The sequence below is a fragment of the Oribacterium sinus genome, from assembly GCF_963553175.1.
GTDB classification, from domain to species: Bacteria; Bacillota; Clostridia; order Lachnospirales; family Lachnospiraceae; genus Oribacterium; species Oribacterium sinus_B.
The window spans coordinates 14,584-34,668 of the sequence record NZ_CAUVME010000005.1; the positions used below are offsets into that span (position 1 = coordinate 14,584).

Annotated in this window: 26 protein-coding genes; 14 read left to right on the forward strand and 12 right to left on the reverse strand. The window is 40.2% G+C overall.

The window, feature by feature from the left end; all coding sequences use genetic code 11:
- Positions 1-6: 6 nt before the first annotated feature.
- Entirely contained in the window at positions 7-276 is a 270-nt protein-coding gene (locus RYO92_RS02165) for a type II toxin-antitoxin system Phd/YefM family antitoxin (protein ID WP_315369335.1), read from the forward strand.
- The gene (locus tag RYO92_RS02170; RefSeq protein WP_315369336.1) at positions 269-811 is read left to right on the forward strand and encodes a hypothetical protein; all 543 of its coding nucleotides are present in this window, start codon (positions 269-271) and stop codon (positions 809-811) included. The genes RYO92_RS02165 and RYO92_RS02170 overlap by 8 nt, the downstream gene beginning before the upstream one ends.
- Here RYO92_RS02170 and RYO92_RS02175 read toward each other — a convergent pair.
- On the reverse strand, positions 741-1,244 hold the full coding sequence (locus RYO92_RS02175; RefSeq protein WP_315369337.1) for a hypothetical protein: 504 nt from the start codon (positions 1,242-1,244) through the stop codon (positions 741-743). The genes RYO92_RS02170 and RYO92_RS02175 overlap by 71 nt on opposite strands.
- 26 nt (positions 1,245-1,270) lie before the next feature.
- Complete coding sequence (locus RYO92_RS02180) at positions 1,271-1,906, reverse strand: L-2-amino-thiazoline-4-carboxylic acid hydrolase (protein ID WP_315369338.1); 636 nt, start codon at positions 1,904-1,906, stop codon at positions 1,271-1,273.
- A gap of 389 nt (positions 1,907-2,295) precedes the next feature.
- Between RYO92_RS02180 and RYO92_RS02185 the strand changes: the two genes are divergently transcribed.
- Together RYO92_RS02185 and RYO92_RS02190 are read left to right on the forward strand one after the other, a co-directional pair.
- Positions 2,296-2,943 carry a hypothetical protein gene (locus RYO92_RS02185; RefSeq protein WP_315369339.1) on the forward strand — a complete coding sequence of 216 codons (648 nt, stop codon included), beginning with the start codon at positions 2,296-2,298 and terminating at the stop codon, positions 2,941-2,943.
- Positions 2,944-3,076: 133 nt separating this feature from the next.
- Positions 3,077-3,637 carry a hypothetical protein gene (locus RYO92_RS02190; protein WP_314346063.1) on the forward strand — a complete coding sequence of 187 codons (561 nt, stop codon included), beginning with the start codon at positions 3,077-3,079 and terminating at the stop codon, positions 3,635-3,637.
- A 96-nt stretch (positions 3,638-3,733) separates the two neighbouring features.
- On the opposite strand, the gene RYO92_RS02195 is transcribed toward RYO92_RS02190, so the two are convergent.
- Complete coding sequence (locus RYO92_RS02195) at positions 3,734-4,219, reverse strand: hypothetical protein (protein ID WP_314346065.1); 486 nt, start codon at positions 4,217-4,219, stop codon at positions 3,734-3,736.
- 18 nt (positions 4,220-4,237) lie between these two features.
- Positions 4,238-5,260, reverse strand: a complete 1,023-nt coding sequence (locus tag RYO92_RS02200; protein ID WP_315369340.1) for a hypothetical protein — start codon at positions 5,258-5,260, stop codon at positions 4,238-4,240.
- A 262-nt stretch (positions 5,261-5,522) separates the two neighbouring features.
- Between RYO92_RS02200 and RYO92_RS02205 the strand changes: the two genes are divergently transcribed.
- From RYO92_RS02205 to RYO92_RS02220, 4 genes are all read left to right on the forward strand, one after another.
- Positions 5,523-6,275 (forward strand): response regulator transcription factor, encoded by a 753-nt coding sequence (locus RYO92_RS02205; RefSeq protein WP_314346068.1) that lies wholly within the window; start codon positions 5,523-5,525, stop codon positions 6,273-6,275.
- A gap of 23 nt (positions 6,276-6,298) precedes the next feature.
- Positions 6,299-7,606, forward strand: coding sequence for a sensor histidine kinase (locus tag RYO92_RS02210; protein WP_315369341.1), 1,308 nt, complete (start codon positions 6,299-6,301; stop codon positions 7,604-7,606).
- Between the two features lie 223 nt (positions 7,607-7,829).
- Entirely contained in the window at positions 7,830-8,498 is a 669-nt protein-coding gene (locus RYO92_RS02215; RefSeq protein ID WP_315369342.1) for an ABC transporter ATP-binding protein, read from the forward strand.
- Positions 8,499-8,500: 2 nt separating this feature from the next.
- Positions 8,501-9,217, forward strand: coding sequence for an ABC transporter (locus RYO92_RS02220; RefSeq protein WP_315369344.1), 717 nt, complete (start codon positions 8,501-8,503; stop codon positions 9,215-9,217).
- Between the two features lie 66 nt (positions 9,218-9,283).
- Here RYO92_RS02220 and RYO92_RS02225 read toward each other — a convergent pair whose 3' ends face one another.
- A complete protein-coding gene (locus tag RYO92_RS02225; protein ID WP_315369345.1) occupies positions 9,284-10,309 on the reverse strand; it encodes a DUF3137 domain-containing protein in 1,026 nt (341 codons plus the stop codon).
- A 193-nt stretch (positions 10,310-10,502) separates the two neighbouring features.
- Entirely contained in the window at positions 10,503-11,951 is a 1,449-nt protein-coding gene (locus RYO92_RS02230; protein ID WP_315369346.1) for an ATP-binding protein, read from the reverse strand.
- A gap of 293 nt (positions 11,952-12,244) precedes the next feature.
- On the opposite strand from RYO92_RS02230, the gene RYO92_RS02235 reads away from it, so the two are divergent.
- The 3 genes from RYO92_RS02235 to RYO92_RS02245 all read left to right on the forward strand — a co-directional run bounded on the left by RYO92_RS02235 (position 12,245) and on the right by RYO92_RS02245 (position 13,723).
- A complete protein-coding gene (locus RYO92_RS02235; protein WP_315369347.1) occupies positions 12,245-12,832 on the forward strand; it encodes an SMI1/KNR4 family protein in 588 nt (195 codons plus the stop codon).
- 72 nt (positions 12,833-12,904) lie between these two features.
- Positions 12,905-13,555 (forward strand): hypothetical protein, encoded by a 651-nt coding sequence (locus RYO92_RS02240; RefSeq protein ID WP_315369348.1) that lies wholly within the window; start codon positions 12,905-12,907, stop codon positions 13,553-13,555.
- 12 nt (positions 13,556-13,567) lie between these two features.
- The gene (locus RYO92_RS02245) at positions 13,568-13,723 is read left to right on the forward strand and encodes a hypothetical protein (RefSeq protein WP_315369349.1); all 156 of its coding nucleotides are present in this window, start codon (positions 13,568-13,570) and stop codon (positions 13,721-13,723) included.
- An 87-nt stretch (positions 13,724-13,810) separates the two neighbouring features.
- On the opposite strand, the gene RYO92_RS02250 is transcribed toward RYO92_RS02245, so the two are convergent.
- Both RYO92_RS02250 and RYO92_RS02255 read right to left on the reverse strand, forming a co-directional pair.
- The gene (locus RYO92_RS02250) at positions 13,811-14,128 is read right to left on the reverse strand and encodes a type II toxin-antitoxin system RelE/ParE family toxin (protein ID WP_314346371.1); all 318 of its coding nucleotides are present in this window, start codon (positions 14,126-14,128) and stop codon (positions 13,811-13,813) included.
- The gene (locus RYO92_RS02255) at positions 14,109-14,381 is read right to left on the reverse strand and encodes a type II toxin-antitoxin system Phd/YefM family antitoxin (protein ID WP_304070909.1); all 273 of its coding nucleotides are present in this window, start codon (positions 14,379-14,381) and stop codon (positions 14,109-14,111) included. The genes RYO92_RS02250 and RYO92_RS02255 overlap by 20 nt, the downstream gene beginning before the upstream one ends.
- Positions 14,382-14,648: 267 nt before the next feature.
- On the opposite strand from RYO92_RS02255, the gene RYO92_RS02260 reads away from it, so the two are divergent.
- A complete protein-coding gene (locus RYO92_RS02260) occupies positions 14,649-15,002 on the forward strand; it encodes a hypothetical protein (RefSeq protein ID WP_304070906.1) in 354 nt (117 codons plus the stop codon).
- A gap of 289 nt (positions 15,003-15,291) precedes the next feature.
- Here the strand turns inward: RYO92_RS02260 and RYO92_RS02265 are convergent, their stop codons facing one another.
- Positions 15,292-15,495 (reverse strand): helix-turn-helix transcriptional regulator, encoded by a 204-nt coding sequence (locus tag RYO92_RS02265; protein WP_304070903.1) that lies wholly within the window; start codon positions 15,493-15,495, stop codon positions 15,292-15,294.
- 8 nt (positions 15,496-15,503) lie between these two features.
- Positions 15,504-16,019, reverse strand: coding sequence for a hypothetical protein (locus RYO92_RS02270; protein ID WP_304070900.1), 516 nt, complete (start codon positions 16,017-16,019; stop codon positions 15,504-15,506).
- 283 nt (positions 16,020-16,302) lie between these two features.
- On the opposite strand from RYO92_RS02270, the gene RYO92_RS02275 reads away from it, so the two are divergent.
- A complete protein-coding gene (locus tag RYO92_RS02275; RefSeq protein ID WP_314346161.1) occupies positions 16,303-17,079 on the forward strand; it encodes an EFR1 family ferrodoxin in 777 nt (258 codons plus the stop codon).
- 36 nt (positions 17,080-17,115) lie between these two features.
- On the opposite strand, the gene RYO92_RS02280 is transcribed toward RYO92_RS02275, so the two are convergent.
- Together RYO92_RS02280 and RYO92_RS02285 are read right to left on the reverse strand one after the other, a co-directional pair.
- The gene (locus tag RYO92_RS02280; protein ID WP_304070896.1) at positions 17,116-17,877 is read right to left on the reverse strand and encodes an EFR1 family ferrodoxin; all 762 of its coding nucleotides are present in this window, start codon (positions 17,875-17,877) and stop codon (positions 17,116-17,118) included.
- Between the two features lie 89 nt (positions 17,878-17,966).
- Positions 17,967-18,533 (reverse strand): TetR/AcrR family transcriptional regulator, encoded by a 567-nt coding sequence (locus RYO92_RS02285; RefSeq protein WP_314346164.1) that lies wholly within the window; start codon positions 18,531-18,533, stop codon positions 17,967-17,969.
- Between the two features lie 179 nt (positions 18,534-18,712).
- Between RYO92_RS02285 and fumC the strand changes: the two genes are divergently transcribed.
- The gene (gene fumC, locus RYO92_RS02290) at positions 18,713-20,077 is read left to right on the forward strand and encodes a class II fumarate hydratase (protein WP_315369350.1); all 1,365 of its coding nucleotides are present in this window, start codon (positions 18,713-18,715) and stop codon (positions 20,075-20,077) included.
- The last annotated feature ends 8 nt before the right edge of the window (positions 20,078-20,085 follow it).

The window sequence follows — 20,085 nt, forward strand, 5'->3', positions numbered from 1 at the left end:
GATGTTATGTTAGGAAATCAATTAATTGTTACAGCAACGGAGATGCAGGACAACTTTGGTAGGTATCTTACTATGGTTCAGGAGGGCAATGAGATTATCGTCACAAAAAACGGAAAAGAGGTAGGCCGTTTTATTCCGCGAGAAAAGGCGGTATCTTATTTAACGGATTCTCTTGCAGGGATACTGAAAGGCGATACAGATTTAGATAAAGCGAGAGCAAAAAGACTGGGGAAGAAGTACGGATTTATTAGTTGGTTGAAGAGGGTGTATGATTAATTTAGAAGAAAAAATCAACCTATTAAAAAGAATTGCACATCGTTTCAAGGAAGAGCGGATTGAGTGGGCATTAGGAGGCTCTATGATGCTTTATTTTAAAAAGATAGTCCCCTCCTTTGATGACATTGACCTAATGATTTTCTTCTCGGATGTTGACCGTGTTCATAATATTTTATCCGAAATGGGAGAGTTGAAGCCGGAAAATCCCAAAGCAAAATATCAGACGAAAAGCTTTATGGAATTTAGCATAGAGGGGATTGATGTGGATGTTATGGCGGGCCTTGCCATTGTCTATGAAGGGAATGTGGTGGATTGTTCCTTGGAGAAGGAGCAGATTGTGGAAATGCTTCCCTTGGGAACGGAAAGCATCCCCCTGCAATCCCCTTTACTTTGGCGAGAGTATTATCGTTTAATGAAACGCCCGAATAAGGTAGAAATGATTGACAAGGCCTTGGGGTATAAATCTATGGAAACGAAATGTGAAACCGTAGTTGCTCCATGCTTACCACAAAAAGAAGAAGCAAAACCGAGCTGATGATGAAGCATCCGCTTACGGCAAAGCTTGGGGAATAATAGCTTCTTTTGTCCTTTGGAGTGGAGCCTAAATTCCAATATTGTGTCAGTTCTTTCATCACAAAGCAGATGACAAACTGCGCTTTTCCGCAATTTAAAACTGTGGAAGAAATAGCATAGCTTTGGGAGTGAAAGAACAGATAAGTAAAGAAGCTTAAAAGAAGCATTCCCCTAAGGAAAATACGACTCTGCTTCAGCGCATCATAGTTTGTCCTATCTTCTAATTTCACGCGGTGAATTCTATCCTGCATACTTTGCCCGATACGATAAAACCAATTTGGTACTTCTTTTTTCTTTTTCACGGCAAGTTCCAAAAGAAGATAAAGATAAAAGGAGAAGCCGTAGGCAAGGCAAATGATAAAGGCAAAGAATAAATAGAATAAATAATAGCCCATAGTATTTTGATCTCCCTTCTTACCTTTTAGCGCGGATTCTTCGTTTGATTTCCCACGAACCAGTAATCGCAGATTGCGCCGCCTGTTGCCAGTGTCTGTTCTCTATGCAATACACCCTTGTTTCGTTCCACCGCAATGTGGTCAATGTCACAGCACAAGGGCAATAAATCCAGGTAGCCATTCTCTCTTGCGAATTTTTCTAAAGGGCATCGTGTGAAGTGATAATAAAAGCCGTCCTTATGCCGCTTTTCATCAAAATGAAAATCCCAGGTTTTATCCTGATATTCCGGATGCGCCTCCGCCCATTCTTCCACCTTATGCATTCTTTCGGCAAATTTCTTCATGTCCGTCTCTTTATTGAAATCCATGGAGCTCATGGCTTTTCTGATGAAACGATTTTCCATAAATGTAGCGATTATTTCTCTAAAATCCTCTACCGAAAAGTTACCGGCTCTGCATACTGCCAGAAAAACATAGGCGGAATAAATATTGTGAGCCATGGGATTTTTCTCTCCGATATCATCCGTGTTTTCCAGCATTTCCCGATATAATATACGTCCTTTTTGTAAGCTTTCTTTCGTCTTATCCTTCCCGAACTTTTTTACCATCGGTTTTTTCAGAAATAAACGGAATAAGTTAAAATAGATTCCTTTGTATTTCATTACACGCACCTCGCCAAACTTTTTCATCAATGTAGCTCAGGTTCTACTACTGAGTACATACTGTATGAGCTACAGAACTAAAGGAATAAAACATAATGAGATAAGATAATGATATAACAAGTAACCCGGTATTAGCCTCATTTAACTAATAGTAGCTTAACACTTTCAAGTTTTTTGTCCATGCTAATTCTCGGAAGGAAGGCTTATTTTATTGCTTTTCTAAATAGAAAATATTAGGATGTTTTTTGGGAAATAAAATTTTATCAGTTGAGGAATATAATTAAACAAAAGGAAGAGTAGTAGGTTGTCTAAGCAGGAGAGTATTTGCCTAAGATTTCCATACCGAGAATAGAAATCATTAAAACATCGGAAAGTTAGAGGTAGAGCTTATGAAGCATTTTTCATGGATTTTCAGAATATTTCATATTTTTGTATTATATACTTGGGTTGCTTTTATTATCCTGCTTCCGACAAGCCCCATATTCAGTTTACAGCTTTATGTCTTATTGAATATCCTATTTGCTCTTGTGTTTACCGGTCTTTTAATCACTCAGATGGTGGAGACTTTTAAAATTTTTAAAAGAGAGGATAGTGAGCAGTGTATAAAGACTTTTCTTTTCTTTAAATACAGTTCTCTGCCTGCAGTACTGATTTTTCTGGCCATCTTTCTTGCGGTCTTACTTGGAGGAATAGGGCTTTCCTTTGTGCTGCTGGTGCTACCGGCGACCCTATTCATTGCCCCCTTTTTCTTCGCCATGAGCTTAGTTGTAGCACCGCTTTTCCTGGGCATGTCTTTTATGGCAGGCTTAGCCGGACTTAGCTATGCCATTTGCCTAATTATACTGAGCAGAAAGCAAAAGGGATGGAAAGTCGGACAATGTATCTTGCATTTTATTTTCCAGTGGATTCCTGGCTTTGATATTTTGGATGGTTTGTATATTACCCTGCGATATTGGAATAGGGGAAAAATTTTATCGATTATCACTGCAATTTCTGTTATCTTGGGATTGACGTTTATGCTATTTATGCGTTCTTAAACAAAGACATTATGCATTCTTAGAGAAAGACATTATGCATTCTTGGAGAAAGGCATTATGCCGTTCTCAGGTAAAGACATTATGTATTCTTAAAGAAAAACAGTAAAGATAGTATTTTAGGAAGAGTGGCAAAATGAGAAATTTATGTTTTTTATTGATCCCCATGGGGATTGTATTATTGATTTTCAGCATTCGAAAAATGATTCGTTTTGCGAAGTCAGAGATATTCTTTGAAATGCCCTACACGGAGGAAGAGGGAAGCGTTCATCTTCCTCAGGGAAAGTATGGGATTTGGCTTAGCGGAAGGCGTTTCAAAAAAACTCCTATCGGAAATATCGGCTTTCAGTTAAGAAGAGCAGAGACCGGGGAAAAGCTGTACCTTTCTCCCAGCCTTATGCGTACTTCAGTCACTGGCTTTGATAAAGGAAGAATGGAACTTTATCATTTTCAGGTAGAAGAAGAGGGAAATTATACCCTTTCTTTAGATGGAGAAAGCAGCGTGAGAGAAAGGCTGGAGGCGTCTATCGGAAACCTTCTCTTCAAACAGCCGGTGGATTTGAGCAACTTTAGCGTACAGATTCGAAAAGGAAATTCTATGGCTGTGCTTTTCGTCATTTTAGGGATTAATCTTGCAGTCTGGATGATTCTTGGAGGCATTATGCTTCCCTTCCTATTGGCTGAAGCAGGATATTAATATTTTTCCATAACGAATAGTCGACGGTTTGTAAGCATAGCCAATACGATTGCTTACTTCTGATTCCGCTATGTTCCACGGGTTTTTACGGAAGTTCTACATATTGACGTAAAGAGCCAGAAGGAAGACGGAAAAAAATGCTGCCCCTCGGACTGCATTGGTAGTGGAGTAGATATGATAGGCGTCTTCAGAAGAACTGAACTGCATTCTAAGTAAAAGCAAGATTGGGTGAACTATTAGGGCCACGATGATCGTGGCAAATGGCATTTTCATGCATTGATAGAGAGCGGCAAGAGCGTCTCCGTTCTTATGGTATAGAAAAGCAAAGGTCAAAACATTGACCAAAAGCCAAAGAAAGAGAAATAAATTGGCATCCCGAAGAGCGGCGGAATTCGTTGCATTTTCATATTCTATATGTACTCTTCCCTGAAAAGCCTGCCCGAATTTATAAATCCACTGAGGGACTTCCCGCTTTCTTATTACGCCGTATAAAAGCCGAAAATAAATATAAAAGGTAAGGAGAAAAGAGAGACCAACCATAAGTCCAAAAAAGAATTCAAAGCTAAACAAGTTCATTTTCATTATCCTTTCCTGATCAAATCATTCCCAAATCGATTGTTGAGCGCGGATTCCGTAGTAGAATACAACGCCATTTGCATCAAAATATGCATAAAGACTATAGTTTTTCCAGAATGCATGGTCTTTTGTTTGCATAGTCAAAACATAATAGCTCTCATTCTGAATTTCTTTATAGTTAGCGGGTTTTAAAGAGAAAATATCCGTGATTTTCCTGGTTTGAAGGTCGGAAAGGGAGAGTGTAGTTAAGTTTACCTTATTAAATTGGACTTCTGCTAATTGGGCGCAATCTCCGGGGATTTCATAATAGGTAATGGTACAATTCTTTAATGTATCCTCGTCCTTCCAGGTGGGAGTCACACTCATAAAACCGTAGGATTTTCCGTCCCTTGTAATTTCCAGATATTCACCGTAATAAAAGGGGTCATTTCTTTTGTTGGTGATTTTACTTTCAGCACTTTTCCCTGTAAAAGAAAATCCTGCATCGATAAGCGAAGAGGCCTTTGTGCTGCCGACAACCAGTTTCGTCCCGGCAATTTGTGCCGTTATCGGCCTTTCCGGAAACCCCATGGTAGAGACAAAGGAAGACAAAAGGGAGCCGGAGAAGAAGGCTAGCCAAGAAAGTGCATTGCTTGTGGAATACCAACGACGGGCTTCCCTGGAAGAATGAAAAGTCATTCTAAAAAACTGAAAGAGGGAATGAAGCATCATGGCTAAAAGCAGGATAAGGAACTGTAGCTTACAACATTGATATAACGAGGCAAATGGATTTCCGTTTTTGTAATAAAAAAAAGCAAAACTTAAAACATTGGAAAGAAGCCAGAAAAAAAGGAAAATATTGGCATCTCGAAGAGCTACGGAAGTATTTGCATTTTCATACTTCACATGCACTCTTCCCTGAAAAGCCTGCCCGAATTTATAAATCCACCGAGGGACTTCCCGGTTTTTCTTTACGCCATATAAAAGCCGAAAATAGATATAAAAGAGAAGGAGAAAAGAGAGGCAAACCATAAGAGCGAAAGATAATGCAAATCGAAAAGAATCCACTTTTTCTTTCTCCTTTCCTATAGAGTGTTTTGCTTAAGCAGTGCCGTATGCGAGTGAAGCTTATGATATTTAATGTCTATTAACGGAAACAGTATAGCATTTTTATGAATGGGACGAAAGAAATATAGTGCGCAGTATAAAATGAAAAAATTGACTCCATTTTAGGTAAAGCATGGTAAAATAAACCGATTATTTTTGTAGAGTTTAGAGGCAGCTTGAGGGAAATAGCGGATTTTTTTGACTACGAAAGTTTTTAATAGGAGTGAGAGACTTGCTGAAGATCTTTATTTTAGAGGATGAAAGAATACAACAATCCCGCATTGAAAAGGTGATTAAGGAGCTGATTAGTAGGAAGAGCTTGTCTTGTAAGGCACCGGAAATTTTTGGAAATGCCGGGCAGCTTCTTAATGCGATTACGGAAAGAGGTTCTCATCAGCTTTTCTTTTTGGATATTGAGATTAGAGGAGAGGAAAAGAAGGGGCTGGATATTGCGAAAGAAATTCGAAGCAGGGATCCCAATGCCACTATTGTATTTGTGACAACCCATTCGGAATTTATGCCGATTACCTTTCGCTATAAGGTTTCGGCGCTGGACTTTATTGACAAAGCTTTGGATGAGGAACATTTTTCCGAGCGTGTGGAGTCGGCTATTGAGTACACGTTGGAAAAACTTGGCGCTACTGTATCGGAGGATTCTTTCAGTTTTGAAACGGCCATGGCCAGAGTGCAGGTTCCTTTTCATAAAATTTTGTATTTTGAATCTTCGCCTACCGTTCATAAGGTGATTTTACATACCAAGGAGGAAAGAATCGAGTTCTATGCAGGGCTTTCCGACCTGGAAAAGGCGGATTCTAGACTGTACCAATGCCACCGCTCCTTTGTGGTCAATCCGAAAAATATTGTGAAGATTGATAAAGAGGAGAAAATGGCGATATTCGAGAATCAGGAGAGCTGTCTGATTTCCCGGATGAAGTATAGAGGACTTTTGGAACGGATGAAGTCGATGAAGCAGTAAAAGATTTTCAGAGAGGAGAAGGTATGGAATCCATGATGAATCTGACAATTGAATATGTGAAAATCGTCAACGTGATGTTGTTCTATCGTCAGATTAGCGATGAAAATATGCCGCTCTGGTCTTTTCTTCTTGTTCCGGTTCTTTTTGAACTACTGTTTTTCTTTTTTCCGCCGCTTGCTTTCTTCGGGTATTTTGTGAGCTTCGTGCTGTACAGCTTCTATCGAAATCGGGAGAAAGACGGAGGACTGAAGCTGTTTTACGGTCTTTATCCTATTGTTTTAGAAAGCCTGCTGGGAAGGATGCTGGCCTTCTATGTATTTCCATTCTTCGGCATTTCCGTTTACAATGAGGCGAGTATCGGCGGATATGATCTTCTGATTGAACTTCTGGTTTTTCCCCTCTATCTTGTCCTTATAAAATCCCTGAAAATCAATTTTCAGGAGTTGAAGGCAGGCTTTTCGCGTGGCTTTTTTCGCCGCTTTTTACTGCCGATCAATCTCTCGATGATGGTTTACACTGTTTTGGTTACGGCCTTTTTGATGCTGCGTGAAAGCTTTTCTTGGGCGGACAGCCTTCGGGGACAGCTGAATAATCTCTATATCATTATCTTTTTCGTGGTGCTTTTATATATCAATGCCGTTTCCAAGGAAAGACTGGAAGCGGAAGTTCTGGAGCAAAAGGATAGTGAGCTAAAGGCGCTTTCCGAATACAGTCATCATGTGGAGGAGTTATACGGAGAGATTCGCAGTTTTCGCCATGACTATATGAATATCTTAACCAGCCTGAAGCTGGGAATTGAGCGGAAAGACTTTGACAGCATTGAAAACATTTATAATACGGTTCTAAAAGATAGCGGAAAGCCCTTTTATAGCAGTAAATTTGATCTTGCAAAATTAAGTCGGATTGAAAATGATGCGGTAAAAAGTGTCTTATCCGCGAAGCTTCTGGAGGCGCAGAGTAAGGGAATAGAAACTTCTGTGGAGATAGAAGAAGAGATTTATGATTTTCAAATCGAGCTGCTGGATTTCATCAAGATTCTTTCTATTCTCTGTGACAATGCCATAGAGGGATGTCTTACTGCTGAAAATCCGAAAATCGCCATCGCCTTGATTCGTGAGGAGAGAATGCTCATTTTGGTGGTGGAAAATAGTACAAAGGCGGAAAAACTGGAGCTCTCTCCTATTTTCGAAAAGGGGTATTCCTCTAAGGGGGGAGGCAGAGGACTTGGTCTTTATAACGTGCATACGATTCTGGAAAAATATCCAAAATCCCTAATCAGTACCCGCAGCGCCAATCATCTTTTTTCTCAAACCATTCAGTTTTGCAAATAGACCTTGGTAGTCTTGATCGGGGTCTATTTTTTGTGCGTTCTTTTAAGTGATACTCCTTTCAAAAAACTTTTTTTGCTGCTATACGATCCTCTTTTAGTCTGTTTTTTCCGGAAAATTACCGTTCGCGACAAAATAAGTACCGTTCGCGACAAGCTTATTTTCTCTTCCGAAACACGTTCTATAATGAGCTTCGTAAAGAAAAAAGAAATGGAGGTTCACTGAGATGTTTAGTGTAGATGAAATCAAGAAATCCTTTAAAAATAAAGAGGTATTAAAAGGCGTTTCCTTCTCCATAGCAGAAGGAGAGAAGGTCGCTTTACTGGGGAATAACGGAGCAGGAAAAAGCACGCTGATGAAAATCATTGCCGGTCAGTTGGAGGCAAATTCCGGTACCGTGAACACGGCGCTGGATTATCAGACGGAAATCGGTATGATGCCCCAGGGCGATATTTTGATCGAGGATTTGACGGTTTCGGATTTAGTACAGTTGAAAAGTGCGATGAATCGAATTGCCATAGATGTGGATACAGCCTTGGAAAAGGTTTCCTTGCAGGATTTTAAAAAGCAATATGTGGGCGGTCTTTCCGGCGGGCAAAAGAGGAGACTTTCCTTACTGCTCAGCATTTTAAATTCTCCGAAGCTTATTTTTCTGGATGAGCCAACCACCGGAATGGACCTGGAATCCGTAGACCGGTTTTGGAAGCTTCTGGAGAAGGAAAAATATACTTCCGTGATTGTTACCCATGATTTTAACCAGATCGATCATTTCTTTACAAAGGTGATGATTTTAAAGAATGGACGAATTGCTGCAACGGAATCCGTAGAAGAGATTCACCGGCAGGGGAAAACGATTGAAGAGTTTTATAGAGAAAAGGTTGAAAAGGAGGCCTAAAAATGATTAGTATGATTCAATTAAAGCAGGTGTTACGAAACAGAAGATTTGTCTTATTTACGATCCTTCTTCCGCTGGCTTGGTATATGTTCTTATACAATATTCAGGCGGATATGCTGCCGAATATTATGCTGGGGATTGCCGTGTTTATCGGTATCATCGGAAACAGTCTGGCAACCTTTAGCAAAAGAATCTCCTCCGATATCGGCTTTTATTCCTTTGAATCCCGATTTTCCAACTACGGGATAAAAAACTATCTTTTGGACCAGACCTTCGTGCAAGTCGTGTTAAATGCCTTGATTTTTGTTGTTGTTTTAGGCGCTGCGACGGTATTTGCCAAATTCCCGATTAACGGAAAGCTGGGCATTCAGTTTTTCTTATTGACCATCATGGGGATTTACTTCAGCGTTATCGGCTTTGTACTTGGTGTGAGATTGGATGCCAAACTCATTGATACAGTGGGATTTCCGGTCATTATTCTGGCAGCTTTGACCATTATGCCCTTCGCAAGCTTCGGTGCGGAAAGCGGATTTATTTCCCTTGTTGCCAAAGTACAAAGGATTTTCCCGGGCTATTATTACACGAATATGATGAATGCAATCTTGTCCGGAAATGGAATTCAGCTAAAGGATATGCTGCTCTTTATCACAACATTTGTACTGAATATCATTCCTTTGTACTTCCTTGTTCCCAAGGTGAAATTCAGTAAGGCAAAATAAGAGATCTTATGCAAGGAAAGAAGTTTTATGCAAAGAAAGAAAATCTATGCATAGAAAAGCGGAGTCCTATGAAAAACCTTCGTTCTTATGTAGCATCTCCGTCACTTCGTTTGCAAAGTCCATGGCATAGCTTATCTTCCTTGCCGCGTCTTCCATTCGCCATGCCCTGAATTTTTTCTTGTCATCCGCAGCGGCGAAGAAATACTTATCATTATAATTTGCAAAATAAATGCGAGATTCGTTACTGTAGAAGGAAAGCTTGCGGCGGGAAGTCATGCTGTTAAACCATTCGATAACAGTGGGGCTTAAGAACTTCCTTGCAGATAGTTCGTCTGTGCAGTAAATGTTGTAGTGTTCGTTATGCTGTATATCTTCTACATCGATTTGCTTGTATTTATACATGGTGCCAAGATAGCCGTCTTCGGTCTCCAAGTTAAGGAAACGATGTGTCGGAACGATCCATAATTTTCCTTTTAAAGAGAGCGTATTCTTTATGGAGTAGACCTGGCCGAGAAATTCGGTAACATCTTCGTAACCGTTATCTCCTTTTTCGACACTGAATGCATATAAATCTACTATTTCGAGATCCCTTTCATCATTGCGTTTCAGTATTCCGGATTGAATATAGTGTTCTGCAGAAGGTACGACTTCTTCTATATTATTCAAGGAGATATGATGTTCCGTATCGACTTTTGCTGAAGGATAGAGGACTTGCAGTATCGGAGCCAGAATGTCACTTTCATAAAGCTTGCGGAGCTTGGCTTTTTGCTTTGCTTCCCAACCGGGACCTATCAGGCTATACAATAGGACACTGAGAATTTGAAGTACCACAAGAAAGAGAACCAGCCTAGAGAGGTGTTTCATAAGTCCGTTCATGAAATCACTGCGGGGAAGAATACCTTCATCTAGGAGGAGCATTAAACCGCCACCGCCAAGAAAGCAAAGAAAGAGTAGAAGCATGTTCCGAATAAAATAATGTTGTACTCTTTCTTTCCAAGTGAGGATATTTCGTATGGCTTTCCAGCTGTGTTGAAACCGTGCAGTATTCTTAAGTTCATTTATTTTCTTTAGTTCTTCCTGGCTTAAACCCATTTTTGATCTCCTTTCTTTGTTCTCTCTACCTTGGCTACAATAGTAAAAAAAGTAGTATTCTAGAACTTTTTAAGTATAACACAGGGGAGTTATATTGGATAGGGCATTCGCTTACGCGATGAGGTTGTCGGCCGCAGCTTTTTTCCGGAAAATCCGAAAGAACTACAGTGGAATGAGATCTAAGAGAGGTTTTTTAAAGTAATTCCAATGAACTTGCACTATATCCTTTATATAAGACGTCTTCATTTATCAGAAGAATACCGGAACCTTCCTTTGCAATATCCAGCATACGCCGTGTAAAGCCGCTTTTACTGAACACGCCATAGATAATCTCATATCCCGGAAAAGCCTTGCGAATTTCTGCGGAACAATCCACTTTTTCTTTTAATGCGAAGTACACCGGTGCATCTATCGGATTTGCATGGTATTTGCACTCACCGGTAAATACCCGTTTGTTCTGATGATCTACGGATACTACATCTATTTCCGTATCACTATCAAAATCATTTAACCAGTAAGAGCCGATACGAGATGGTAAAAAAGGAAATGCCTTATTGTTGCACAACTCCACAAAAATAGACTTACAGATATCTTCATAAGCAAATGCTACGAATTTCTCCCGAAAATCTTTGTGTATTTCATCCAGCACAATCTGCATATTGTCCAATTCCAGTTCGCCTTTATAGGGATAAACATAACGGAACCAGAAACGGATGAAATTATCCGCAATAAAATATAGACCCTTGCGGGATCTTTCCGGATTTTTTTCAGTAATCGGCGTTCTCTTTTCTATAAATCCCAAATCCAAAAGTGTAGATAGATATGGTGTCAGAGAAGAGCTTTCTTGACCAAGTATGCCGGCAATCTTGCCTAGTTTATGATTGCCGTCCGCAATCGCCTTAATGATGGAAAAGTAGTTTACTGCTGTCATGGACTCGCTTTTTAACAAGAAATTAGGTTCCTCATATAAGAAACCATTTTTAGATAAAACATTATCCTTGATTTGTTCTTCCAAAGGACGTCCATCTTCAAAAAACTCGAGATATTTCGGGATGCCGCCTGTTACAGCATACTGTTCTACGGCATGGTCAAAGGGCATCTTCTGTACAGCATAGATATCCATGAATGGCAGTGGAGCTAAGCGTATTTGCGCTGTCCTACGGCCGTACAAAGGACTGTCATAGGACAGGGCGTGTTTCTGCATCATACCGATGAAAGAACCGGACAGAATCAGCATCACATTACTGTCTTTTAAAATTTCATCCCAAGCATTTTGCAAAATAGAGGGAAAAGCCGAATTGGTCTTTACAAGATATGGAAATTCATCAATGACAAACACCTTCTTCTCTTCGGGCTTATAGTCAGCAATCACTTGGAACAAATCCAACCAATCCGTAAATGTTGTTTTTTGCAGTAATGTATTTTTTGTTGTACGAGCCATAACGCCTGCCAATCGCTTCATGCTTTGGCTTTCCAATTCTTCTGTGGCAAGAAAATAGAATGCAGTTTTCTCCTTCAGAAATTCTTTAATAAGCGTTGTCTTTCCAACTCTACGGCGACCATAGATAACCACAAAGCTGCTGTTACGATTATATTCCTCTTCCAGTTTACTAAGCTCGTTTTTTCTGCCTATAAATTTCATACATTGGTCCTCTTTATTATAAACTAATTTATGATAATCTTATTTATACTATACAATTGAAAAATAGAAAGTCAATATTCTTTATTAAGCTGACCATTTGGTTTACGGTAGAAAAAATGGGGAGAAAGCTTAAGTTATTTTTTGTCTTGCTCATTAATCCTTCTTCTTACAGAGTCAAAGACTTTAGAATATAGTATAATTACCATCAGTTGTTAAGAATAATCAGAAGCATTTTTGTGCTGAATATTCGGGATAAAATCGAATATTTATGATAAAAGAAGGCGGGAGTAGAAATGAATCTCATTCAGAAGATAAAGCGGATAGAACAGTACGTTTTAGAGAATTTTGAAGAACTGGACTTGGATGATCCGATGGAAGAGGGATATTGGGGGGAGTATCAAGAGATTCCCGGAGCTTCGCAGAAAGAGATAGAGGCTTTTGAGAAGAAGTTCTCCATCAAGTTCCCGAAAGACTTTAAGGAGCTTTACAGCTATAAAAACGGAAGCAAATATTTCAGCATCTTACCTTCTACAATCCATGATGTGGAAATGTCATTTTCTCTAATGAGTTTAGAGCAGATGGAGAAGACAAAGCAATATTTCCAAAACAGAGATGCTCTTCTGACAGAGTTTCCGGATTTTTTCACCGAAGAAGAAATAGAGAAAATGCGGGATAGCAGGATTAAGCCTTATCTTTTTCATAAGCAATGGATTCCCTTTGCGGAGTATTGTGACAGTTGCTTTTTAATGCTGGATTTTGACCCGGATAAGGAGGGAAAAGAGGGACAGATTCTTTGCTATATCCATGATCCGGATGAGGTGATTTATGCAGCAGCAGGACTTTTGGAGTTCGTGGATGAGATTTTACAGACTCTAGACTGAGAGGAATCCGGATTTTGATATTACAGGGAAGCAGTAATGATAACGGGAATATTGTCCGAGAAAGGGAAGCTTATGGAAGCAATAAAACTACCTAAGAAGTACCGAGACATTTGCGAGGAAATCAAAAATGGCTCCTATGAAAGTTTGTCGAAGCTGGAAGCTTTTGAAAAGAAGTTTCCCCATCAAAATCTTGCGGTAAGGGCCGGAGTGGAGTTTTTTGACCGAAAGTATGAAGAAGCGGTAAGCCATACCCTTCTTCTAATGCCCTTTTGGGATGAGTGGTATTATTCCAATGTAGCTAACGAATATATGATGGCCATGTGCTTTGCGGCAAAGAAAATCGGACGGGAGGCGGAAGTCAGTTTGGCTCTTCAAGAAGAACAAAGTCGCTTAATGGAAGCAGAGGAAGAGAAATGCCTTAAAGGCTCTTGCCAACGATACAATTATTGTAAGATTCTCCTGAACTATTTGCAGCAGGATATTTTACCGGAATCAAGAAGCAGAGAGTATCAGCCGCCAAAAGCACCAAAAACGGCTTCAGAATTGATAGCAGAAGGAAAGCTGAATCCTGAAAAAGACTTTGATAAGATGAAGCTTCTGAATTTACTTTTTATGAAGGGCAGTCCGGAGGATACCGTGGACTATTATGAAAGAATCAAGGACTTGAATCTTGGGGAACTTTATTACGAGCAAGCTTGTATTTGCTATGGGTATCTTGGATAAAAAGACAAGGTATTGGAAGTGATAAAGCGCTGGGCAAAAAGCAAGCTTTGGGATGTAGCCAGTCCTACGCAGGTTCGCCCCATGAGCTTCTTTATGTATCCCTTTATGCATGAATATTTGGAAAATGAAGAGAGTTTAAAACGAATTAGGGAAGCTATCTTCGGATAAAGTTCGAATAAAGATCAGGGAGGAAAAGGATGAAAGAGAAGTCCGAAATACTCCAGCTAGTTGATATAAAAAATGCTAAGACAAAATTTATCTGAGTAATTCATCAATATTTTTCTTTGCATATAATAATCTTCTTACTTCCATTGTATTGCCTATTACTACATAGAAAATCGAGAAGTTTCTTACATTGATTCTGTAGTAAACTTGCTTTCTTAATTTAGAAGATTGGTACTTTGGAAATGAAAGAGGCATTTCTAGTCGTTTGCTGATTGCGAATTCAATATCATCAAGCAATCGGTGAGCTGCACCCGGATTTTTGAGGGCATTGGTGATATAGTCTGTTACTTCGTATAAATCTTCTTGGAAGATTGGGAGAAAACTTAAGTTATATTTTGGCTTGTTCATTAATCCTTCTCCTTACAGAATCAAAAACTTCAGATTTAGAGAGTCGAGTTGTAGAGCTTGCTGCAAGGGCATCTGCTTCATCCAGTTTTTTTTCTGTATCATCGGTCAAGGCAGAATATTGTTCAAGACTCATTAAAACCATTGTTCCATACCCATTTTTTGTGAGAAATACCGGAGCATTGGAATTAACAACAACATCTTCAATTTCGGGAAATTTGTTTCTTAAGTCGGAAACCGGACGGATATTAATCATAGGGGTTCTCCTTTTTGTTTTACTATCATAATAATATTGTTATTTTATCATAAAAAGGAGAAAGGACAAGGGGATAGTTATATTTCGAACAAGTCGTTATATTTCGAACAAGTCGTGATGCAATAAATTATATATTTGGACGGTATTTTGTCACATTGGGGAACTTTGTTACGAGCAAGCTAGTATTTGTTATCTGTATTTCGAACAGAAACGAATTAGGGAAGCTATCTTCGGATAAAGTTCGGATAAAGATTAGGGAGGAAAAGGATGAAGGAGAAAACCGTTAGAGTAATCAAAATCGGTAGGGAAGCTCTGTACGAATTTCTCTATGAAAATATGATTTCTGAAGAGGAAAATCTTCTGCAAGTTTCTGCTACAGAGGTGATGAATCACTTTGCCATAGACTGGGAAAAGGAAGAGTTTATTTTCATGGCACATCAGGCGGAAGATGCGGATGGAGAATTAATTCCTTTGCCGAAAGAAATTCAGCCGGAAACCTTACTGAAAGCCTTGCCGGAAACGGCAGATTCTTTGCTGGGACGAGGAAAGGTCTATCGGGATTATAGCTTTGAGGAATTAAAAGAGCTTTGCGGAGAAAACGAGGATAGCGAAGAGAAGTGAGTGTTTTATGAAGGAGATAAGGGATTTGAAATAGATATGATGCTTCCGTCATGTCCGGTTTGTACTAATGTACATTATGATTAGCATGTGAAAGATAAGACTGTAGAAAAGTGGTGATTTTCATGCAGTTGTAGGTCTGAATACGGGGTAGTCTGAGCCCGTCGGTACTTGCGAAAAACAAGAGAAACGTAGTTTTTCGCTTAGTATCCGATACGAGGCGAAGCTAGCGAGAGCGTGCCCCGACTTCAGACCTACACTGCGGAAATTCTACAGTCTTATTTTTATACAGCTAATCGGCTTCTTCCTCCCAGAACAGCTCATCCAATGTTTTCCCCAGTACATGACAAATGGCAAGGCAGAGGCGGATGGTAGGGTTATAGTCCCCTTTTTCTATGGCATTGATGGTTTGTCTGCTGACGCCTACCAGATCCGCCAGTTCCTGTTGGGACAGGTCTTTTCCCGCTCTAGCGGATTTTAAACGGAGATTCTTCATTTTCCACCTCACTCTTCGTCATTCTTCATTCGATTCTTCAGGAGCATGAGAATCAGGGCAATGGCAAAAAAGATACTGAGAAGGAGAGGAACCATAAAACGGCTACTGAGCCTTCCGTCAATCCACATTTTATCAGGAGAGCTATTATCAACGATATGCATGATGTTCAGTACACTGTATAGAGCCCATACGGTAACACCCATTCTTTTATTTTTTTTACTGATAAGCCCCCAGAAGGCATCATGGAAAAGGCAGTATCCCATGAGGATTAGCCCCGAGAAAAGAAGAATGGCAAGAGGGATAATCCCGGCTTCCATATACTTTTCAATGGGCTCGGCAAAGGCAGCGTACAGCATGAGAAGCCCCATGGTGGTGAAAAAAGCGTATTGATAGCCCTTTCCACGGACGATTACCTGCCTTTCATCATAACAATCTTGTTTGTCCTTACTCAATCTGTTTCGAAAGAGAACTAGCAGTGTAACGGTAAAAAAACCTACAGCTATTCCTAAATTAAAATAATTCATCGAAAACTCCTTTCCTTGCTTTCTCACTTTTTTACGGAAAGCAATGTGTATTACAAAATGTCGTAAATAATTTACATAACCAATATACACCTTGTTTTTAATATGTCAAGTATATTTTACAAAAAGACATCAGATAGGAAACTATCTTTAGAAGTATCCGTCTTGATTTTCTTTACCGATCGTCCATTCTCCAAAAGTTCTGCTACAATGAAACTATTTAAGCAAAGGAACAGTACGAGTGAAGAACATAGGGCATTAATAAAAAAACAAAGTGAGGAGTAAGATGTTATTTTATTTTTCAGCTACCGGAAATACCAAGCATGTAGCAGAGAAAATTAAAGAGCCGCAGGAAGAAATGATATCTATTGAGGAAGCCTGCAAGGCAGAAAGCTATGCCTATACGGTAAGAGATGGAAGGTTTGGGATTTTAAGCCCTACCTATGCTTGGGGACTTCCCAGCATTGTTTATGCGTTCTTGGAAAAGTTGAAGCTTCAGTATGAAACAAAGCCGTACAGTTTTTATGTGGGAACCTTCGGAACGACAACGGGGGCAGCATCTTCGATTGCGGATAGTCTTTTAAAAGAAAAGGGTTTAGCCTTAGATGCGAAATTCGATATTCGTATGCCGGATACCTGGACTGTGATTTTTGACTTATCCAATGCGGAAAAAGTTAAAAACAGCTTAAAGCAAGCGGAAGAGGAAATCACTGAGCTTAAGGCATCGATTTTCAAAAAGAAAAAAGGAAAAGAGATGGATTTCATGGTGCCGGAATTTGTAGGAAGGGTGGCGAAAAAGATTTATGACGGCAAAATACGAAAGACAAAGAATCTTTCTGTGTCTGACGCCTGCATTGGCTGTACACTTTGCGCTAAGAAATGCCCGGTTCAGGCGATTGAAATGCAGAACAAAAAGCCGGTTTGGGTGAAGGAAGATTGCACTATGTGTCTAGGATGTCTTCACCGATGCCCGAAATATGCCATATATTACGGGGACGGCAAGGCGACCAACGCCCATGGACAATATACTTATCAAAAATACACAGGAGAGAAGAGCATGTAAGCTCTTCTTTGTGCTTTAAATAAACTTTTTTGCATCCTAAACATATTTCTCATACCGGCACTGTTCGATGACTTCTTTTCCTAAAAGTGTAATGGCTTTTTGGGGACAGGAACTTATGCAACGATAACACATGGTGCATTTTTCCATATTGACGGCTTTGCCGTTTCGTATACGTAGATTTCCCATGGGGCAGATAGAGGCACATAATCCGCATCCAGTGCAGTCATCACTGATTTTCAGTTTCTTACTATATCCTGTGGTTTTATGGTAAAACCATAATCTTTGTCCGAATAAGCCTGCGAGATTAGCCGGAAAGCTTAAGCCTTCTTGCGGATATTTACCGGCTTGTTTAATCGCGCTTGTTGCCTTTTCGATTTTTCTATCCGCTTCATGGATGATTCTTCGGTTTTCTTCTAAAGACTTTTTCAGTAATTTACTGTCACAAACCGCATCCGGCATACGAATCTGCAAACCGCCAAGGATAATTGCACCATATCTTTTTAAAACTCTGGCGAGACACCCTGTTCCGTCACCGGAAAATGCACCCATGGTGGTGATTAAAAATATCTTTTTCCCTTTCCAGACATCCTTATGCCGAATGACAAAATCTCTTACCATAAATGGCACATTGGAAAATTGTGTCGGATAAGCAAGAATGATCTCATCATTTTTTCGGATGGCATCTATAGATTCTTTATCCTCAATGGGAACACATTTCGCATCGGAATCTAGTACAGTAAGAAATTTTTGGATGCAATGCCTTGTATTTCCTGTACCGCTTAAATATACCCCTATCATTTATACTCCTATATATTGTTTGGTCGAAAATCTGTTTTACTTCGTCCCCTATACATGAATTAAGTTGGAAATCAATTTTGCGTCGTCTCTTATACATGAATGGAGCTCAGAATCTGCTCGACTTCCGCCTCGAGATGATCCGTGTCTACAGCGCCTTTCATGTTTACGATAGAAGACAGCCCGTGCCCCAGGGACCAGAGTGCAATTACTTTTGAATGGAGAATAGAAGTACTATCCCGATTCTCGGATTCCTCTTTCCATACTTTTTCTGCGGTATTTTTGAATAATACAAACGGCGGATAATTTTCTATATCAATATCTTCTATAGAAAATAAGAACCGGTAATACAGAGGATTTTCATAAAAAAAGAGGACGTAACTTTTTCCCAAATTGAAAAGAATTCTGGAAGGGTCGGAACAATCTTCCGTGGCTTTCACCAATGTCGAATAAAATCGATGATTCACATAATTACGAACTTCGGACAGAAAAGCCTCCTTATTTTTAAAATGGGCATAGGGCGCGGCAGGACTGACGCCTGTAGAATCTGCCAGTTTACGCATAGAAAGGGCTTCCAGACCATATTGATCGATATAGGCCAGGCCTTTTTCTACTAATTCTTCTTTTAAATTCCCATGATGGTATGTATCGGCTTTCAAAGCATACTCCTTTTTTGCTTTAATCTATACACTGATTAGATGATAGCACTCAATCTAAACGATGTAAAGATTAAAAATGAAGGACAAGATAGAATCCAGCCTGTTCCGTCAGCCATTTTTTTGATAAAATCTACCCGAAGTGATTTTCCCTGTTGTAAATGCTGTATGGAGGAAAAGAAATGGACTATAGAACAGAACACGATTCCATGGGGGAAGTGCGGGTTCCGGTGGAAAAATACTGGGGGGCACAAACCCAGAGAAGCTTTGAGAACTTTAAAATAGGAACGGAGAAAATGCCCGCTGAGATTGTTCGTGCCTTTGCCATTTTAAAAAAGGCGGCGGCAATCGCCAATAACCGACTTGGCAAACTGGATGAAAGACGAAAAACTTTGATCTCCGGTGTATGTGATGAGATTTTAGAGGGGAAACTCAACGAGCATTTTCCCCTTGTGGTATGGCAGACCGGAAGCGGAACCCAGTTCAACATGAATGTGAACGAAGTCATTGCCAATCGGGGAAATGAAATGGCAGGAGAAAAGCTACTTCATCCAAACGACCATGCCAATATGTCCCAAAGCTCCAACGATACCTTCCCAACAGCCATGCATATCGCAGCAGCATTGGAAATCGAGGAGAGACTTTTTCCCAGTCTTGACACCCTCATTCAATCCTTTGAAAGCCTTATGCAGGAAAATGAAGGCATTGTAAAAACAGGGCGGACCCATTTGCAGGATGCCACACCGATTAGCTTTTCTCAGGAAATCAGCGGCTGGAAAGTGATGCTCGAAAAATCGAAAGAGATGCTTCAATTAAGCCTTCCCGGGCTTCGGGAACTGGCTCTTGGCGGAACTGCGGTGGGAACGGGACTCAATGCCCCTAAAGGTTTCGATTTGGAAGTGGCTAAAGCAGTTTCGGAACTGACACATAAGGATTTTAAAACGGCGGACAACAAATTCCATTCCCTTAGCAGCAAGGATGAACTGGTTTTCGCCCACGGTGCTTTGAAAGCCTTGGCGGCGAATTTAATGAAAATAGCCAATGACATCCGTTGGCTTGGCAGCGGCCCAAGATGCGGTCTTGGAGAAATTTTCCTTCCGGAAAATGAGCCGGGAAGCTCCATTATGCCGGGAAAGGTCAATCCCACCCAGTGCGAGGCGCTTACCATGGTGTCCGTTCAGGTTATGGCCAATGATGTAGCAGTGGGCATGGCGGCTTCTCAGGGAAATTTTGAGCTAAATGTATATATGCCGGTGTGCATTTACAATTTTTTGCAGTCTGTACGCCTGCTTTCCGATGCCATGCTGTCCTTTAATCAGAACTGTGTTGTTGGCATCAAGGCGAACAAGGAGAAAATGCAGGAAAACCTGCATCGCTCTTTGATGCTGGTAACCTGCTTAAATCCCTATATCGGCTATGAAAATGCGGCGAAGACAGCGAAGAAGGCCTATCAGGAAAACATCTCTTTAAAAGAGGCCTGCCTACAGCTTGGCTTCTTGACGGAAGAGAAGTTTGATGAAGTGTTTAAACCGGAAGAAATGATATAAAGTATGGA

Excerpts from the sequence above, each read along its gene's own strand:
- RYO92_RS02265 (WP_304070903.1), bottom strand. The coding sequence starts at position 15,495 with ATGAAGAATCTCCGTTTAAAATCCGCTAGAGCGGGAAAAGACCTGTCC.
- RYO92_RS02215 (WP_315369342.1), top strand. The coding sequence starts at position 7,830 with ATGTTTAGTGTAGATGAAATCAAGAAATCCTTTAAAAATAAAGAGGTA.
- RYO92_RS02235 (WP_315369347.1), top strand. The coding sequence starts at position 12,245 with ATGAATCTCATTCAGAAGATAAAGCGGATAGAACAGTACGTTTTAGAG.
- RYO92_RS02280 (WP_304070896.1), bottom strand. The coding sequence starts at position 17,877 with ATGATAGGGGTATATTTAAGCGGTACAGGAAATACAAGGCATTGCATC.
- RYO92_RS02185 (WP_315369339.1), top strand. The coding sequence starts at position 2,296 with ATGAAGCATTTTTCATGGATTTTCAGAATATTTCATATTTTTGTATTA.
- RYO92_RS02240 (WP_315369348.1), top strand. The coding sequence starts at position 12,905 with ATGGAAGCAATAAAACTACCTAAGAAGTACCGAGACATTTGCGAGGAA.
- RYO92_RS02230 (WP_315369346.1), bottom strand. The coding sequence starts at position 11,951 with ATGAAATTTATAGGCAGAAAAAACGAGCTTAGTAAACTGGAAGAGGAA.
- RYO92_RS02195 (WP_314346065.1), bottom strand. The coding sequence starts at position 4,219 with ATGAAAATGAACTTGTTTAGCTTTGAATTCTTTTTTGGACTTATGGTT.
- RYO92_RS02270 (WP_304070900.1), bottom strand. The coding sequence starts at position 16,019 with ATGAATTATTTTAATTTAGGAATAGCTGTAGGTTTTTTTACCGTTACA.
- RYO92_RS02190 (WP_314346063.1), top strand. The coding sequence starts at position 3,077 with ATGAGAAATTTATGTTTTTTATTGATCCCCATGGGGATTGTATTATTG.
- RYO92_RS02220 (WP_315369344.1), top strand. The coding sequence starts at position 8,501 with ATGATTAGTATGATTCAATTAAAGCAGGTGTTACGAAACAGAAGATTT.
- RYO92_RS02275 (WP_314346161.1), top strand. The coding sequence starts at position 16,303 with ATGTTATTTTATTTTTCAGCTACCGGAAATACCAAGCATGTAGCAGAG.
- RYO92_RS02165 (WP_315369335.1), top strand. The coding sequence starts at position 7 with ATGTTAGGAAATCAATTAATTGTTACAGCAACGGAGATGCAGGACAAC.
- RYO92_RS02170 (WP_315369336.1), top strand. The coding sequence starts at position 269 with ATGATTAATTTAGAAGAAAAAATCAACCTATTAAAAAGAATTGCACAT.
- RYO92_RS02175 (WP_315369337.1), bottom strand. The coding sequence starts at position 1,244 with ATGGGCTATTATTTATTCTATTTATTCTTTGCCTTTATCATTTGCCTT.
- fumC (WP_315369350.1), top strand. The coding sequence starts at position 18,713 with ATGGACTATAGAACAGAACACGATTCCATGGGGGAAGTGCGGGTTCCG.
- RYO92_RS02250 (WP_314346371.1), bottom strand. The coding sequence starts at position 14,128 with ATGAACAAGCCAAAATATAACTTAAGTTTTCTCCCAATCTTCCAAGAA.
- RYO92_RS02260 (WP_304070906.1), top strand. The coding sequence starts at position 14,649 with ATGAAGGAGAAAACCGTTAGAGTAATCAAAATCGGTAGGGAAGCTCTG.
- RYO92_RS02210 (WP_315369341.1), top strand. The coding sequence starts at position 6,299 with ATGGAATCCATGATGAATCTGACAATTGAATATGTGAAAATCGTCAAC.
- RYO92_RS02255 (WP_304070909.1), bottom strand. The coding sequence starts at position 14,381 with ATGATTAATATCCGTCCGGTTTCCGACTTAAGAAACAAATTTCCCGAA.
- RYO92_RS02225 (WP_315369345.1), bottom strand. The coding sequence starts at position 10,309 with ATGGGTTTAAGCCAGGAAGAACTAAAGAAAATAAATGAACTTAAGAAT.
- RYO92_RS02180 (WP_315369338.1), bottom strand. The coding sequence starts at position 1,906 with ATGAAATACAAAGGAATCTATTTTAACTTATTCCGTTTATTTCTGAAA.